This is a genomic window from Microbacterium sp. CPCC 204701, from assembly GCF_004010105.1.
Taxonomy (GTDB): domain Bacteria; phylum Actinomycetota; class Actinomycetes; order Actinomycetales; family Microbacteriaceae; genus Microbacterium.
The window spans coordinates 1-12,156 of record NZ_RRYE01000056.1; the positions used below are offsets into that span (position 1 = coordinate 1).

Sequence of the window (12,156 nt, forward strand, 5' to 3'; positions counted from 1 at the left end):
CGCGACGCACGAGGCGAAGACTCTGGAGCACCTGGACGTGTCGCTCGAGACCGTCGAGCCGATCATGGGGGTGCGCTTCTGGGATCCTTCGGTCGAGATCGAGGCCGAGGACGTCACCGTCACCTTCGAGGCCGGCCGCCCGGTCGCCCTCAACGGCGTCGAGTACTCCGACCCGGTCGCCCTGGTCTTCGAGGCCAACCGCATCGGCGGCCGCCACGGGCTCGGTATGAGCGACCAGATCGAGAACCGCATCATCGAGGCGAAGTCGCGCGGCATCTACGAGGCCCCGGGCATGGCGCTGCTGTTCACGGCGTACGAGCGCCTCGTCAACGGCATCCTGAACGAAGACACCCTCGCGACGTACCACGAGCAGGGCCGCCGCCTCGGCCGCCTGATGTACGAAGGCCGCTGGCTCGAACCGCAGTCCCTCATGCTGCGCGAGTCGCTTCAGAAGTGGGTGGGCTCGACGATCACCGGTTCGGTGACGCTGCGGCTGCGTCGCGGCGAGGACTACACGATCCTCGACACCACCGGCCCGGGCCTGTCGTACCACCCCGAGAAGCTCTCGATGGAGCGCGTCGGCGACGCCGCGTTCGGCCCCACCGATCGCATCGGCCAGCTCACGATGCGCAACCTCGACATCGCCGACTCGCGCGTGCGGCTCGAGCACTACGCCGCGGCGGGCATCATCGGCGGCGCAGCCGCCGAGCTCGTCGGCCACCTCTCGCAGGGCGAGGCCGGTGTGATCACCGAGCGCGCCGAGCACCTCGACGCCGCACAGGAAGAGCTCGCCGAGGCGACGGATGCCGCGAACGAGGCCTCCGCGTTCGACTCCGGCACCGACTGACTTCGGACGCGTTCACTCGGTCACCGGTTCGCAACGATTCCGGGTGGTGAGGCGGTCGCTGTCTAGTCTCGGAGCATGCGAGCGCTGCGCGTCCTCGTCATCGCCGCGAGTGCGGCGGTGACCCTGACGGCGTGTGCGCCGTTCGGCGGGTTCGCCTGCACCGCCGTCGGATACAGCGCGACCGCGCGCGTCACGCTCGAGGAACCCGTCGCCGGCGTCACGCTCGAGATGTGCGGCGGCGACGCATGCGAGCCGCGGCCGGTCATGGCGGGCGAAGCTGCACCCCTGAAGTGGGCGAGTCCCACCGACCTGGCCATTCCGACGGCGACGCCCTCACCCGCGCGGCCGGCTGACGCCGAGATGATCGACCTCACCGGAAACGGTCGCCGGGGCTGGAGCGCCACGTTTCTGGACGGTCGATCCACGCTCGGATACCGGCTGACCGGCGCGGACGGAACCCTGATCTCGCAGGGCCACCTCGACGTTGAGTGGAAGCGGGTCGGTGGGAGCGCGGAGTGCGGCGGGCCGCTCGAGGCGGACGTAGAGTTGCCCGTCTAGCCTCTCTCGGCTTTGATCCACGGTGCCGCCGCCGACGATTCGGGTGGCGAACGGCTCACGGGATACGATGCCGAAACGGTGCCCGTCGACCCGAACGCGTGGCACCGAATATCGTGCCGCGCGGAATCGCGTACCCCAGCCGACAGGAAAGCCCTCCAATGTCGAAGCCCTCGACCTCGCCCTACGCCATCGACGACACTCCCCGCGGCAGTTCCCTCGGCCGCAAGATCGGCATCACGCTGTTCAGCGTCGTGGCCGGGGTCGTGGCGCTGGTGCTGGTGGCAGTGGGCTTCCTCGTCTACACGGCGCAGCGGTCGTTTCCTCAGCTGAGCGGCGAAGTGGAGCTGTCGGGGCTCGACGACGAGGCGACGGTGCAGCGCGATGTGCTCGGCATCCCCACGATCACCGCCGATTCGGCGCACGACCTGTTCTTCGCCCAGGGCTTCGTGCACGCTCAGGACCGATTCTTCGAGATGGACTTCCGCCGGCACGTCACGAGCGGACGGCTGTCGGAGCTGTTCGGCGAGTCGCAGCTCGACACCGACATGTTCCTGCGCACGCTCGGCTGGCGCGCGATCGCCGAACAGGAGGTCGAGGCGCTCGACGAGACCGACCGCGCCTACTACGAGGCCTACGCCGACGGCGTGAACGCGTTCCTCGCCGAGAACGACGGGGCCGACGCGTCGTTCGAGTACGCGGTGCTGGGCCTGCAGAACCCCGGCTACGAGATCGAGCCGTGGACGCCCGCCGACTCGGTCGCGTGGCTGAAGGCGATGGCGTGGGACCTCCGCAACAACATCGAGGACGAGACCGAACGCGCCGTGATCGCGGCGGACTTCACTCAGGCCGAGATGGACGAGCTGTACCCGGCGTATCCCTTCGACCGCAACCCGATCATCGTGCCGAGGATCTCGACGGTGCCCGCGGTCGGCACGGCTCCCGACCTCGACGAGGCCGACGCCGAGGGAGAGACGGACGCCGAAGCCGAGGCGGATGCCGACGCCGCGACCTCGTCGATCGAGTGGACCGAGGTCGAGGGTGTCGTCGCGGCGGTCAGCGAGCTCGTGGGGGGCGTCGGCGAGGGCGTCGGATCGAACTCGTGGGTCGTGTCGGGCTCGCACACGGAGTCGGGGATGCCGCTGCTGGCCAACGACCCGCACCTCGGCGCGTCCCTGCCGAGCGTGTGGCACCAGATCCAGCTGAAGTGCTCCGAGGTGAGCGAGGCCTGCCCGTTCGATGTCGCGGGCTTCGGCTTCGCCGGCATGCCGGGCGTGATCATCGGCCACAACGACCGCGTCGCATGGGGCTTCACGAACCTGACGGCGGACGTCACCGACCTGTACCTCGAGAAGGTCGAGGGCGACTCGTACTGGTACGACGGCGTGCTCGTGCCGCTCGAGGAGCGCACCGAGACGGTGAAGGTCGCCGGGGGCGACGATGTCGATCTCGTCATCCGCTCCACCGTCAACGGCCCGATCGTGTCGGGCCTCACCGCCGACTTCACGGCGATCGCCGACGACCCCTCCGCGGGTGAGACCGACGCGATCGCCACGCCGACGGGTGCCCCGGCCGGTGAGTTCGCGGTCAGCCTGCGGTGGACCGCGCTCGAACCGGGGACGACGGCATCCGCCATCTTCGCCCTGAACGCCGCGCGGGACTTCGACGACTTCCGCGGCGCAGCGGCGCTGTTCGACGTGCCGGCGCAGAACCTGGTCTACGCCGACGTCGACGGCAACATCGGCTACCAGACGCCGGGGCGCCTGCCGATCCGGGGCGCCGGCGACGGGTCGATGCCGCAGCCCGGGTGGGACTCGGCGTACGCGTGGCAGAGCTTCATCCCGTTCGAGGAGCTGCCGGTCGCATACAACCCCAAGGACGGATACATCGTCACGGCCAACAACGCGATCGTCGGCGCCGACTACACTCATCTCCTCACGCGCGACTGGGACTACGGCTGGCGCGCAGCGCGCATCGACGAGCTCATCCAACGCAAGATCGCCGAGGGTCCCATCACGGCCGACGATCTGCGCGAGATTCAGGCGGACAACTCTTCGTTCATCGGGATGCGCCTGGCGGCGGCCTACCTCGACATCACGACGGGGCACGACAAGACGGATGCCGCTCTCGACCTCCTGCGGGAATGGGACGGTCAGAACGCCGCGGACTCGGCCGCCGCCGCGTACGCGAACGTGCTGTGGGACACCCTCGCCGCCAACATGTTCTCGGACGAGCGGGAGAACCCCGTGCCCCTCACGGACCAGGGCCGCCTGTTCCTCGTCGTCGACCAGCTGCTGGACACCCCCGACTCGGGATGGTGGGTCAACCAGGGGCTGGGCGTCTCAGGCATGAACGACATGCTCAAGCGCTCCGCGATCGACGCCCGCGAACGCCTCACCGCGCTGCAGGGGGACAATTCCGCGCGCTGGAACTGGGGCGGACTGCACGCGCTGCCGCTCGTCAGCGAGACGTTCGGGTCGTCGGGCATCGCCCCGATCGAATGGCTGTTCAACCGTGGCCCGTATCCGGTGGGCGGCGGCTCGTCGATCGTGAACGCGACCGGGTGGTCGCTCGGCGGCGACTTCGCGACCGTCACGGTTCCCTCGATGCGCATGGTGATCGACCTCGGCGACTTCGACGAGTCGGGCTGGAACCACTTCACCGGCGCGAGCGGCCACACGTTCCACACGAACTACACCGACCAGACAGAGACCTGGCAGCGGACCGAGTTGACGCCGTGGGCTTACACGTCCGAGGCGGTCGACGCGTCGACCACCGACACGCTCGTCCTGACACCGGCCGGCTGACGACGTCTGGCACGGGCCGGAGCGAGCCTCCGGCCTAGGCAGTGGCTTCATCGAACTCACGCCGCAGGTACTTCGGGGCCTGCACGCGCCACGCCTCGGTGACGAGCTCGGCGAGGTGATCGTGGTCGATGAAGTCCATTCGGAACGCGATCTTCGGTTCGCTCCATCGTGTCGTCGGAGACAGGAACACGTCGGGCGCCATCTCGACCAGCGCGAGCGCGTCGACCCGATCGGCGACCTTGACCGCGACGACGAGCTCCGACGCGATGATCGCCCGGACGTCGTCTGGGATGCTCGGCCATGGGTGACACTCCCACGCGTAGAGCCTCCCGCGGACGAACCACGCGGCGCCCCCCGCCGTCTCGCGCTCCTCACTGCCAGGCAGTCCGGCGGCGGTGCGGCGGACGTCGTCAAGGGTGGCCACGGCCCGAGCCTAGGCCGTGCTTGCGACATGCGTCCCCGCGGAACCGAGCCTGGACGCCCCGCCGATGCGAAGCGAGTCTGGACCGTGATCAGCTGTCCGCCGGGACTCCGTGCACGAGGTACGCGGCGCCGAGCAGCGGCGCCTGGCCGTCGAGCGGTGACGGCAGCACGGTCACGGTCGCGGCATGCGGCAGCGGCGCGTGGCGGCGCACACTTTCGCGCACGAGGTCGAAGTAGTCCCGCGCGACGTTGACGAAGCCCCCGGCGATGACGGCGACCTCGAGGTCGAGCAGCGCCGCCGTGCTCGCGATGCCCTCGCCCACCGCGGATGCCGAGCGGCGGACCGCCGCGACGGCGATCGGGTCGCCTTCGGCATAGGACGCGGCGAGCTCTTCGCCGGTGCTGCCCCTCCACCCGTGTGAGCGCGCCCACGTCACCGTCGGCGGGCCTGCCGCGAGGGCTTCGAGCGTGCCCTCGAGCACGCCATCGCCCGGCTCGCGGAGGCGGATCTGGCCGATGTGCCCGGCGTTTCCGGTGCCGCCCGACACGACGCGGCCGTCGAGCAGCAGCCCGCCGCCGACGCCGGTCGAGACCACCATCGCGAGCGCATTGCGCACCCCCCGGGCGGCGCCCAGCCAGTGCTCGGCCATCACGAGGCATGCGCCGTCGAGGGCCAGCCGCACCGGCACCCCCGGCACGACGTCACGAAGGATGCCGACCACGTCCAGACCCGCGCCGTTCGGCAGGTTGAGAGGCGAGGTCGTGCCCGCGGTCGTGTCGACCGGGCCCGCCGAACCCGCGCCGGCTCCGAGGATCTCGACCCCCGACCCGCTCTCGACGGCAGCGGCCGCAGCATCCCGGATCGCGGCCGTCAGCTGCTCGCGCGTCGCGTCACGCCCCGTCGGGCGACGGTGTCGCGTGCCCTGGAACACCACGCCGGTCGCGTCGATCAGCGCGGCCTCGACCTTCGTGCCGCCGATGTCGACGGCGAGCGCGGCGTGCGGCATCCGTTGCCCTCCAGATCGGGACGTGCGGCCGGTCAGATGGCAGCGGGTCGGCCGATGTGATCCAGGAGGTCGTCGAGCGAGTCGAGTTCGATCGTCTCGGCGCCGTCATTCACGGCGACCTCGACATTCTCGATCTCGAAGTCGTCGTCGAGCTGCACCAGGATGCGCGAATCAGGGAATTGCCGCGGCGCCGCGAGCGACAGCAGCACGGCGTCGGCGAACACGACGACCGACGTGGGCTCCAGGTCGGCGCGGAGATCGGTCTGCTCCACGATCGGCCCGTCGTCGGCGACCGCCTCCTCGATCTCGGTCGCGACCGACTCGACGATCGTCGTCCACTGCGCTTCGCTCATCGCCAGGATGCGCGAGATCCCGGCGAGCAGGGCCGCAGGGTCGGCCTCGTCGGCCTCGTCGAGCTCGGGGTCGACGTTCACCATCACGTCGGCGCCGGCGCCGTCCAGACGGGCGCGACCGCAGACGAAGTCACCCTCGATGACGGGGTCGTCGAGCAGTCCGGTGTCGGAGATGCGACGGAGCAGGGATTCGAGCGCAGGGCGGGCCATGGCGACATTCTCGCAGTCGTCACTCGACCAGCTTGCCGGCGACCGACACCTCGTGCATGAGTGCGGCGATCTCGTCGGAGATGGGAGGGATCTCCTCGCGCACGACGCCGGTCGTCGGAGACCACACGAGGTTGACCTGCAGCTCGGGGTCGAGGTTCGGGTAGTCGCTGCGATTGTGGCATCCCCGGGTCTCGCGGCGCTCGAGCGCCGCCTCGAGCGTGGCGCGCGCGGCGAGCGCCGAGGACTTCAGGTCGAATGCGTGCGCGAGGTCGTGGTAGCCGGCGATGTCGGGATGCACGCCGATGTCGGCCATGCGCGCTTCGATCGCATCGAGCTCGACGAGGCCTGCCGAGAGGCCCTCCTCGTCACGGACGACGCCGGCGTGCTCGGTCATGAGGTCGCGGATCGCGCGCTGCAGGGCACGCACGTTCTCGGTTCCGGATGCCGCGAGCAGGCCGTCGACCTCGGCGCGTGCCGTCGCGACGGCCGACGCCGAGCGCTTCTGCGCCGGCAGCGACGCGGAGTACGCCGCCGCCGCCTGGCCGACGATGCGGCCGAACACCAGCAGCTCGATGAGCGAGTTGCCGCCGAGCCGGTTCGCGCCGTGGAGTCCCGACGACGCCTCGCCGATGGCGTAGAGCCCGGGCACGTCGGTGGAGTGGTCGGACGAGCGCACCCACACCCCGCCCATCGAGTAGTGCGCGGTGGGCGCGATCTCGATCGGCTCCTGGGTGATGTCGAGCATCTGCAGTTCGAGCATCGTCTGGTACACGCGCGGCAGACGGGCCATGATGACCTCGCGCGGCAGGTGCGAGACGTCCAGCCACACCCCGCCGTTCGGCGTGCCGCGGCCCTCCTTGATCTCGGTGTAGCAGGCGAGCGCGACGCGGTCGCGGGTCGAGAGCTCGAGCCGCTCCGGGTCGTACCTGTGCATGAACCGCTCGCCGAGCCCATTGCGGAGGATCCCGCCCTCACCGCGCGCGGCCTCCGAGATGAGGGTGCCCGCGGCGTTCTCGGGCTCGATGATTCCGCTCGGGTGGAACTGCACGAGCTCGGGGTCGCGCAGCCGACCGCCGGCTTCGACGGCGAGGCGGAACGAGTCGCCGGTGTTCTCGTCGCGCCGCGACGACGTGCGGCGCCAGATCCGGTTGTGTCCGCCGGCGGCAAGGATCACGGCATCCGCGTGGATCAGATAGCGGGTGCCGTCCTCGAGGTCGAAGCCGTACGCGCCGAACACCGCGCCATCGTCGTTCACGAGGATGCGCGTGACGTACACGGTGTCGAGGATCGGCACCTGCAGCTGGGCGGCGCGGTCGATCAGGGTGCGCTGGATCTCGAGCCCGGTGTAGTCGCCCGCGAACGCGGTGCGGCGGTACGTGTGCGCGCCGAAGAAGCGCTGCGAGATGCGGCCGTCGTCTTCGCGCGCGAACGGCATGCCGTACCGTTCGAGGTCGTCGATGCCCTGGGCTGCTCCCTTGGTGACGGTCTCGACCGTCTCGGGGTTGGCGAGCAGGTAGCTCTCTTTGAGAGTGTCGGCGGCGTGCTGCTGCCAGCTGTCTTCGGCATCCATCGTCGCGAGGGCGGCGTTGATGCCGCCGGCGGCCAGCGACGTGTGCGCGTCGGACTTCGGGCGCTTGCCGAGCGCCAGCACATCGACGCCGGACTCGGCCAGGTCGATGGCGGCGCGAAGGCCCGACCCGCCCGTGCCGATCACGAGGACGGTAGTGGACAGCTGACGTTCTGAAGCGCTCACACGTCAACGCTAGGCATACGGCTTAAATAACTCCAATGCATATTGTTGGTCACTTCAATAGCCGTACGCTATTCATATGAATCTGGAGCAGCTGCGGGCGTTCGTCGAAGTCGCCCGGTTGGGAAACTTCACGCGCGCCGCCGAACGCCTGCATCTGGCTCAGCCATCGCTGAGCCGCCAGATCACCACGCTCGAGCAGGATCTCGGCGCCGAGCTGTTCCATCGGGCTCGCCGCGGCAGCACTCTCACCACTGCCGGAGAGTCGCTGCTGCCCCTCGCCCGGCGCATGCTCGCCGACGCCGAGTCCGTCCGCCGCGAGCTGGCCGAGCTCGCTGGACTGCAGCGGGGCCGCGTGCGCCTCGGAGCCACTCCCACGCTCTGCATCAGCCTCGTGGCCGAGGTGTTCGCCGCATTCCACGCGGCGCACCCCGCGATCGAGCTGCACATCTCGGAACACGGCTCGCGGCGACTCCTCGACGAGCTGTCACGTGGCGAACTCGACCTCGCGCTCATCACGACGTCGGGTGCGGCATCCGCCGATCGCTTCACGGTGACGCCGCTGCTCGTCGAAGAGCTCGTCGTGATCTCGTCGAGCAGCACCCCACCGATCACCGAGCGCGACGCGATCCCACTGGCCGACATGGCGGCGCTGCCGCAGGTGGTCTTCAGCCCCGCATACGACCTTCGGGCGACGACGGATGCCGCGTTCCGCACGGCCGGCCTCACCCCCGCCGCGATCGTGGAGGGGGCCGAGATGGATGCCGTGCTCCGATTCGTCGAGCGCGGCCTCGGCGTCGCAATCGTGCCCGCGATGGTGCTCATCGAGCGTCCGGGACTGCGCTCGGTGCGGCTCGTCGAACCCACGCTGGCGCGCACCATCAGCGTCGCTCGGCCTGCCGACATCGCGCCGACCGCGGCTGTCGAAGTGATGCAGCGCACCATCACGCGGACCGCGACCGATTTGGCCGAGGCATCCGGCGCCACCATGCGGCTCGCTCCGCCGGCGTGACGCGCGCGGCACCGCGGCCGCCTGCGGCCGGTTGACGAGAACGCGCCGTGCGTTTCATCATGGCGCCATGACCCGCGAAGGCATCGACGAGGACCGGGAGATCGAAGAGATCATCGTCCGCCTCTCCGCCCGCTTCCCGCACAAGCCCTCGACCACCGTCATCGACGCGGTCGCCGAGGCGCGAAGTCACTTCGAACGTGCCAGAGTCCGCGACTTCGTTCCCGTGCTGATCGAGCGCGAAGCGCGCGCACGCCTCGAGCACCCGATCTGACCGACGCCCCGGGAAGGTTGTCGAATCGGGCGCTTCGCGTTCGTTGCAGTGGTGAGGCCGCGAACACGCGAGGCAAGGAAGGAGCACCATGAGCACCACGTTCACCGTCGACTTCTTCTCGACGCTCGACGGCTACGGCATGGCCGATGGCTGGCCGGGGTACTGGGGCAAGGAGGGGCCCGAGCTCATCGAGGACCGAGTGCGCACGTTCACGCAGGAGCAGGTGCTCGTGTTCGGGGCGACGACGTTCCGCGAGTTCCGCGGGTTCGTCGAGGACTACGACGAGCCCTACTACGACAGTCTCAACGCGACGCGGAAGATCGTGTTCTCACGCTCGCTCGAGGAGCCGCTCGGGTGGGAGAACTCGACGGTCCACCGCGAAGACGCCGTGACGGCGATCGACCGCCTGAAGCGCACGACCGACGTGCCGATGCGCTCGCACGGCAGTGTCGCGCTGAACCGCGCGCTGCTCGCAGCGGGACTCGTCGACCGTCTCGAGGTCATGGTGTTCCCTGTCGTGGGGCCGCGCAGGGGGCGCCGCACTGCTGCACGGCGGGGCGGAGCTCGACCTCGAGCTCATCGAGTCGACGGTCCTCGACGGGCGCACGCTGAAACTCGTGTACGCGCCGCACCTGCACGGTGACATCCCGGCGGGCGTCGGACCGAAGCGCCGGGGCGAGCAGTAGTCGCCCCGGAATCCGTACCGAAGCGAGAGGCGAGCACATGCAGTACCTGGTCAACGTCATCGACAGCCGAAGCAACTCGGGGACGGCGGAGGAGGCCGTCGCGATCGGTGGCTTCAACGAAAAGCTCCGTGCAGGCGGCCACTGGGTCTTCGCCGGCGGGCTGGCCGACCCGACCGCATCGACCGTGATCGACGGTCGTGGCGAGAAGCCGATCCTCACCGACGGCCCGTTCGCCGAGACGAAGGAGTGGGCCGCCGGCTTCTGGATCATCGAGGCGCCCGACCTCGATGTCGCGCTCGAGCTCATGAGCGAAGGCTCCAAGGCCTGCAACCGGAAGCTCGAGGTGCGGCCGCTGCTGCGGGAGTGATCCCGGCGGTCACGAAATGCGGCGAGGAGTCGCGGCGAACTCGTCCTTCTTGGTGTGCCGCGGCTCGAGGGCCGGCTCGGCGTCGGCCGTACCCGTGGTGCGGTCGAGGGTGCGCCGGATGACGGCATCCACCACCACCCCCACCAGGGCGGCCACGGCGATGGCGAGCACGATCGCCAGGATCGGCTGGTCGTGCAGCCACTGCCCCGCGACGATGCCGAACAGCGCCGAGTACGCAGCCCACGTGACCCCGGCCGCGACCGACAGCGGCAGAAAGCGGCGGAAGGGGTACCTCGTCGCACCGGCGGTCATGTTGACGGCGATCCTCCCCACCGGGATGTAGCGGGCCGTGAAGATGAGCAGGGCGCCGCGGCGGTCGAGCCCGCGCCGGGCCCAGTCGAGTGCCGCCACGGCCCGCTTCGTCCGCATCCATCGGAAGCGGGTCGTGCCGAGCGCCCGCCCCAGCTGGTACGCGATGTTGTCGCCGACGATCGCGCCGATGGCCGCGACACCGATGAGCAGCAGCAGCTGCGGCTGACCGGTCGCGACCGAGATGGTGGCCGCACCGACGACGACCGTCTCACTCGGCACCGGCGGGAAGAACCCGTCGATCACGCACACGGCGAACACCACCAGGTAGACCCAGGGGGATGCCGCCAGGTCGGTGACGAGGGTGTTCAGCAGTGCGAGGAGGTCCATTCCTGCGACGCTACGAGCGGTGCGATAGCCGCCACATCCGACCGTAGACCGGAGTTATCCATACTTTCGTCAGTCTTGCGATGTACGCGCGCTTCCTACGATGAGGGGATGCCGCCTTCCGATCGCCCGAAGCGAACCTCGTGGCCGACGCCGCTCGGCGTCGTGCTGCTGCTCTTCGCGACGTCGATCGCGCTGCCCCTGGCCCGCTGGGGCGATTCGGCGCTTGTGCTCGCCCTCATCCCGGCCGCGGTCGCCGGGTACCTGGCCGGCCGTCACCTGGCCGGGCTCGTCCCGGCGGTGGCCACGTTCGCGATCGTGCTGGTCGCATCGCTCCCGATCTCGCACCTGATGCCCGGCACGGCGCCGCTCGGCGACTGGATGGCCAGTGTGCTCATCGCGCTGCTCACCGTCGTCGCTCCGTGGTGGTTCGGCAGGTACCGGATGCTGCGCGAGGAGCAGCGGGAGTCGGATGCCGCGATCCTCGCGGACCGCGCACAGGCAGAGGAGCGCGTGCGCATCGCCGACGACCTCCACGACACGATCGGCCACGAGCTGGCGCTGATCGCGGTGCAGGCAGGCGCACTGGAACTCGGGCGAGACCTCAGTCCCGACCAGCGCGAGCAGTTCCGCGAGCTCCGCGAAGCGGCCGTCCGGGCCAGCGGCCGCCTGCGCGATGTGGTGCGGATGACGCGCCCCGACGGGCCGAGCCGCCTCGATCCGATCGGCGGCGAGGGCGTCGAGGCCCTCGTGACCGGTGCGCGAGACGCGGGCATTCGCATCGACGCGGGCATCGATCACGCGATCGTCTCCGACGCGGACCCGCTGATCGCGGAACTGATCGTGCGGACGGTCCGTGAGGGGCTCACGAACGCCGCGCGGCACGCCCCGGGCGCGGCGGTCGAGGTCGAGGTCGCACGCGACCACCTCCGCGGAGTGACGGTGTCGGTACGGTCGGCCGGCTCGACCGAGCAGGGGGCGCAGGGCGGTGGCCACGGCATCCCGAGCCTTCGTCGTCGTGCCGAGCTGCTCGGGGGTTCGGTCGACGCCGGGCCGCTGCCGGAAGGCGGTTTCGAGCTGCGACTGCGAGCGCCGATGCGACCCGAGGCCATCGCGCGCGCTCCGCGGGATGCCGCGGACCCCGCGCTCCGCTCGAACGCGCGGGCCGCCCG

Annotated in this window: 12 protein-coding genes and 1 pseudogene; 8 read left to right on the forward strand and 5 right to left on the reverse strand. The window is 70.1% G+C overall.

Features of this window, described 5'->3' with window-relative positions:
• The 3 genes and pseudogenes from EIO58_RS05890 to EIO58_RS05900 all read left to right on the forward strand — a co-directional run.
• Positions 1-847 (forward strand): annotated as a pseudogene (locus tag EIO58_RS05890) (argininosuccinate synthase domain-containing protein); the annotation flags it as partial.
• Between the two features lie 75 nt (positions 848-922).
• Positions 923-1,405, forward strand: coding sequence for a hypothetical protein (locus EIO58_RS05895; RefSeq protein WP_127818729.1), 483 nt, complete (start codon positions 923-925; stop codon positions 1,403-1,405).
• A gap of 158 nt (positions 1,406-1,563) precedes the next feature.
• A complete protein-coding gene (locus EIO58_RS05900; protein WP_127818730.1) occupies positions 1,564-4,209 on the forward strand; it encodes a penicillin acylase family protein in 2,646 nt (881 codons plus the stop codon).
• A gap of 34 nt (positions 4,210-4,243) precedes the next feature.
• On the opposite strand, the gene EIO58_RS05905 is transcribed toward EIO58_RS05900, so the two are convergent.
• The 4 genes from EIO58_RS05905 to EIO58_RS05920 all read right to left on the reverse strand — a co-directional run bounded on the left by EIO58_RS05905 (position 4,244) and on the right by EIO58_RS05920 (position 7,955).
• Positions 4,244-4,633: an MmcQ/YjbR family DNA-binding protein gene (locus tag EIO58_RS05905; RefSeq protein WP_127818731.1), complete on the reverse strand. Its 390-nt coding sequence runs from the start codon at positions 4,631-4,633 to the stop codon at positions 4,244-4,246.
• An 88-nt stretch (positions 4,634-4,721) separates the two neighbouring features.
• A complete protein-coding gene (locus EIO58_RS05910) occupies positions 4,722-5,639 on the reverse strand; it encodes an ROK family protein (protein ID WP_127818732.1) in 918 nt (305 codons plus the stop codon).
• 32 nt (positions 5,640-5,671) lie between these two features.
• Positions 5,672-6,202, reverse strand: a complete 531-nt coding sequence (locus EIO58_RS05915) for a cytochrome C5 (RefSeq protein WP_127818733.1) — start codon at positions 6,200-6,202, stop codon at positions 5,672-5,674.
• Positions 6,203-6,221: 19 nt separating this feature from the next.
• Entirely contained in the window at positions 6,222-7,955 is a 1,734-nt protein-coding gene (locus EIO58_RS05920) for an L-aspartate oxidase (RefSeq protein ID WP_127818734.1), read from the reverse strand.
• Between the two features lie 76 nt (positions 7,956-8,031).
• Here EIO58_RS05920 and EIO58_RS05925 point away from each other — a divergent pair, with 76 nt between their 5' ends.
• The 4 genes from EIO58_RS05925 to EIO58_RS05940 all read left to right on the forward strand — a co-directional run bounded on the left by EIO58_RS05925 (position 8,032) and on the right by EIO58_RS05940 (position 10,288).
• The gene (locus EIO58_RS05925; RefSeq protein ID WP_127818735.1) at positions 8,032-8,964 is read left to right on the forward strand and encodes a LysR family transcriptional regulator; all 933 of its coding nucleotides are present in this window, start codon (positions 8,032-8,034) and stop codon (positions 8,962-8,964) included.
• 67 nt (positions 8,965-9,031) lie between these two features.
• Positions 9,032-9,235, forward strand: a complete 204-nt coding sequence (locus tag EIO58_RS05930) for a three-helix bundle dimerization domain-containing protein (RefSeq protein ID WP_127818736.1) — start codon at positions 9,032-9,034, stop codon at positions 9,233-9,235.
• Positions 9,236-9,323: 88 nt separating this feature from the next.
• Positions 9,324-9,878, forward strand: coding sequence for a dihydrofolate reductase family protein (locus tag EIO58_RS05935; RefSeq protein WP_240658596.1), 555 nt, complete (start codon positions 9,324-9,326; stop codon positions 9,876-9,878).
• Positions 9,879-9,958: 80 nt separating this feature from the next.
• Positions 9,959-10,288, forward strand: coding sequence for a YciI family protein (locus EIO58_RS05940; RefSeq protein WP_127818737.1), 330 nt, complete (start codon positions 9,959-9,961; stop codon positions 10,286-10,288).
• A gap of 9 nt (positions 10,289-10,297) precedes the next feature.
• On the opposite strand, the gene EIO58_RS05945 is transcribed toward EIO58_RS05940, so the two are convergent.
• Positions 10,298-10,987, reverse strand: a complete 690-nt coding sequence (locus tag EIO58_RS05945; RefSeq protein WP_127818738.1) for a DedA family protein — start codon at positions 10,985-10,987, stop codon at positions 10,298-10,300.
• Positions 10,988-11,095: 108 nt separating this feature from the next.
• On the opposite strand from EIO58_RS05945, the gene EIO58_RS05950 reads away from it, so the two are divergent.
• A partial coding sequence (locus EIO58_RS05950) for a sensor histidine kinase (RefSeq protein ID WP_205789154.1) occupies positions 11,096-12,156 on the forward strand: 1,061 nt, incomplete at its 3' end.